Source organism: Bacillota bacterium (genome assembly GCA_009711825.1).
Classification (GTDB): domain Bacteria; phylum Bacillota; class Proteinivoracia; order UBA4975; family VEMY01; genus VEMY01.
Map to the genome: position 1 here is coordinate 1 of VEMY01000031.1, position 3,925 is coordinate 3,925.

Below are 3,925 nucleotides of genomic sequence, written 5' to 3' on the forward strand. Positions count from 1 at the left end.
TCATATGGTGAAGGTAGTTGTCCAGGGAGAATTGCTCTAATTCTCCCTTCCCTTCTGGTCAGCTTGTCCGGCAAATTGCGGACAATTAATAACGTCTACTGAAGGGCATTATGGGTTAGCAGTTACATTATGGTATAAAGGCCCGACTTCATTTTATATTCGGAGTCGTACCATTCATTTCATAACTTGAAACACTATAAGTTAGTGCTCAGATGTTCCGTCATAAAATGTAGATACAAAACTGTGACCAAGCAACTAATAACCATACAAATTGCCACATTACAAGAGCAAAATAAACTGGTTGAAGAGACTATTAAATCATAATAAGCTTATTATGAATGATAGTCTGATAGTGAGCCAAAAAACTTGTTGTGATTACGAAAAAGTAAGCGGCTTTGATAAATTCCTATCCAATTGATAAAACATGATCAATTGCTTGCCAAAGGGTCATCTGACCGGATTGATTGGCTAGGGCGCGAAGTGGTATTAATTCGGAGATTAGAGGTCTAGATTGATGCTTAGTGGTTCAATTATTCGTGGTATTAGGGGTGGACGATAGGAGGTGGGAACGATGCAACTTTCAAAACGACAAAAAGAACTGTTGCGCTGCTTGCTTAACGTTCAGAATAAGATGAGTGCGTCAACCCTTGCTACACAATTTAGTGTCTCTCCTCGAACCATACGCTATGACTTGCAGGCAATTGCCGATGCCCTTGGCCCGTTGGAGGGCATTGATCTTTATCGTCAGCCCAGGGAGGGTATTTGGATTCAGAGTTCAGAAAAAGTGAGAAAAGACATCTTCTCAGAATTAGGAATAATTTCTTCCCCTGACTTTTTGTCACCACAAGAACGTCAGCAAATAATCACCGCAGAATTATTAACTGCTACTACCCCTATTACCTTCCGACACCTTGAAACAGTGATAGATTATAGTGAATCAACTTTAGCAAAGGATCTTGACCATCTTGAACCCTGGTTTGAACAGCGCAAGCTTGTCATGATTCGCCGACCCAACTATGGCCTGGAAGTACGCGGTCAGGAACGGTGGTTGCGGGAAGCAATCATTGATTTTATTAGCGAGGTTCTTACACCAGAAGATATCCGTAAGCTCTTTTCTGGGTTAACGCTCAAGGGTAGCTTGGGAACATATATTAGTCAATTGTTATCATCAACGGAGGTTGAGTCTGCTGTCCAGGTTGTCCGTAACTTAGAAGGTCTAATGGATGTGCGCTTTTCCGATATCGGCTTTATAAACCTCACCCTGTACCTTTCGGTTTCCTGTAATAGATTGCGTTTAGGCAATACCATCAAGCTTAACGACCGGCAGTTGTCCGGAATCAGCATCAGGAAAGAATATCACAATGTACAGAAAGCAACACAACCATTTGCGGCTGAATTGGGAATACGGCTGACAGATGAAGAAGTAGCACTTTTAACGTTGAAACTTATCAGCTCCCCCAGACGTGTGGACTCTGAAGATCGCGATGAATTAATCGGGCAAATGACCGTGGAAATTGCGACTGTCGCCGAAGGTTTATTGGGCGTCAACCTTGTTGGGGACAAAAAATTTCTTCACGATCTGGCACAGCATCTAAAACCAACCATAAATCGAATTGAAGAAAATATACATATAGAGAATCCACTGCTGGCAGGCATCGAGCAACGTTTTCCCGCTTACATGGAAGCAGCAACTGTTGCTGCCGGCATAATTCAGAAGTACCTAAATAACAAAGTGAGCGACCACGAAGTTGGATTTATAGCCCTGCATATTGGTGCTGTCATCGAGAGACATAAACAGATTCGCCAAAGCCGGATTAAAGCAGTAGTAGTCTGTTCCAGCGGCTTAGGCACATCCAACATATTGGCAGCCAGGCTAAAACAGGAGTTCCCAGAACTGACTATTATAGCCTGTGCTTCAATGTTTGAAGCTGATTCAGTTACCGCTGAATCTAATCCAGATATAGTGATTTCTACAATTCCTTTGACGCTGACCGGAACACCCGTGGCGGTAATAGACCCGCTACTGCCCGAACAACATATTTCGCTAATCCGCAGTCTGCTTAGTGTTGACAGTGACCCGATACCTGAACCCCCGTCGGCGACAAGCTCAGTCAGCGAAACCATTCTTGATATTATTGAGAAATACGCGATGATTATTGACCGTAACGGATTAAGGGAACAAATCATTGACCTGCTGGCTACACTTGAATTCGCCCGGGAGCGGGATATCTCTCCCACTCAGACTGATCATGGACTTCTAAAATTTCTCAAGCCCGACACTGTGGAAATAGTTCAGGGACATACTGACTGGAAACAACTTGTCCATGCAACAGGAAACCTACTTATATCAGTTGGAGCAGCAGACCGAGGCTATTCCCAGCGGATGTTGGAACAGATTATAATGCAAGGGCCTTATATGGTAATGACTCAAGGGATTGCTCTCTTACATGCTCCTGCTGGCCCAGACATTCGCCATGCCGGCTTTGCGCTTGTAGTCTGTCCCCACGGAGTTAATTTCGATCATCCCAAGTTTGACCCAGTAAAACTGGTATTTGCCTTCTGCTCGCCTGATAAAGATACACACCTAGTGGCATTAAAACAACTGATGCAGGTAATCGCCGATAAGGAACTGGTCATCAAGCTGTCCACCGCCACCGACAAAAACGATGCATTTAAATTGATTCAAACAAAACTTGGGGGTGTTCGACGTGATAGAAATTAGAAAAAACATAATCGTTGAGGCAAACGTTAGTGTCGGTGATTGGCGGCAGGCAATCAGAGCTGCTGGCAAATTGTTAGTGAAGCATGGCATGACATTGCCAGAGTATACAGATGCCATGGTAAAACTGGTCGAAACAAAAGGGCCCTACATTGTTTTGACCCAAGGATTGGCTATGCCCCATGCAAGACCAGAGGACGGCGCAAAAAAGATAGGAATTGGGCTGTTAACCCTGACAGAACCAATTGTGTTTGGGCACCCGCAAAATGATCCGGTGCGAGTTGTTGCTGCTTTAAGCAGTGTCGACAGCAAAAGTCACCTGACGCTTATATCTTACCTGGCCAAAATTCTGGGCTCTAAGGACACTCTTTGCTCAATTATCGCTGCCCAATCCAGCCAGGAAATCTACGCCATATTAGAAAGGAGGTGTGATGTATGAAAATCCTGGCTGTTTGCGGGGTCGGACAGGGAACCAGCTTGTTGCTGCGGATGAGTGTGGAAGAGGCACTTAAGAAATTGGGAATCGAAGCTGAAGTAGACAACACCGATGTCAGTTCGGCGTCAATGGGTGGCGCAGACCTGATAGTCGCCGGCGAGTACCACATTGAGTCCCTGCGCAATGTGGAAACACCGGTGCTGAGCATTATTGACTTCATGGACGTCAACGAAATTATGGAGAAACTAAATAATCATCTTAAGGGGGAATAAAGTTGGATATTCTGGTCTCTATCAGTACATGGTTAGCTGACAACATTTTTGGACAGCCCGCATTATTAATCGGTATCATCGCCCTGATTGGCCTATTGGCTCAGAAAAAAGATGTAAGTTCTGTTATCTCAGGCACTGTTAAAACTATTCTTGGTTTTTTGATTATCAACGGTGGCGCGGGTGTAATTGTCGAATCTATGGGTGCCATCGGGCCAATCTGGCAAAGCGTATTTGGCATTGAAGCGGCGCCCCTGGAAGTAATGGGCACTGATCGGTTCATAGCGGAATACGGCGGCACCATCACTTTAATGATGACATTTGGCTTCCTAATTAATGTACTTATGGCTCGTCTAACCAAATTTAAGTTTATCTACTCAAGTTTCGCAGGTGTAAAACACCCGTAAACCCCTGACTTTATTGGCCTCAAAGGTGTACAAAAACACCCCTTGCTGGTAAAATGGAAGTGCCTAAATCCCAACAACCAGCGAAAGGGTGTTC

The 3,925-nt window shown here is 44.5% G+C and carries 4 protein-coding genes; all 4 read left to right on the top strand.

Annotated features, from left to right (window positions below; genetic code table 11):
- Positions 1 to 571 precede the first annotated feature (571 nt).
- The 4 genes from FH749_10115 to FH749_10130 are packed head-to-tail and all read left to right on the top strand — an operon-like array spanning position 572 to position 3,831.
- Entirely contained in the window at positions 572 to 2,722 is a 2,151-nt protein-coding gene (locus FH749_10115; GenBank protein MTI95820.1) for a BglG family transcription antiterminator, read from the top strand.
- Positions 2,694 to 3,158 (top strand): PTS sugar transporter subunit IIA, encoded by a 465-nt coding sequence (locus FH749_10120; protein ID MTI95821.1) that lies wholly within the window; start codon positions 2,694 to 2,696, stop codon positions 3,156 to 3,158. The genes FH749_10115 and FH749_10120 overlap by 29 nt, the downstream gene beginning before the upstream one ends.
- Entirely contained in the window at positions 3,155 to 3,427 is a 273-nt protein-coding gene (locus FH749_10125; GenBank protein ID MTI95822.1) for a PTS sugar transporter subunit IIB, read from the top strand. Before FH749_10120 ends, FH749_10125 begins: the two co-directional genes overlap by 4 nt.
- Positions 3,424 to 3,831, top strand: coding sequence for a hypothetical protein (locus FH749_10130; GenBank protein MTI95823.1), 408 nt, complete (start codon positions 3,424 to 3,426; stop codon positions 3,829 to 3,831). Before FH749_10125 ends, FH749_10130 begins: the two co-directional genes overlap by 4 nt.
- Positions 3,832 to 3,925: the final 94 nt, after the last annotated feature.

Excerpts from the sequence above, each read along its gene's own strand:
- FH749_10115 (MTI95820.1), top strand. The coding sequence starts at position 572 with ATGCAACTTTCAAAACGACAAAAAGAACTGTTGCGCTGCTTGCTTAAC.
- FH749_10125 (MTI95822.1), top strand. The coding sequence starts at position 3,155 with ATGAAAATCCTGGCTGTTTGCGGGGTCGGACAGGGAACCAGCTTGTTG.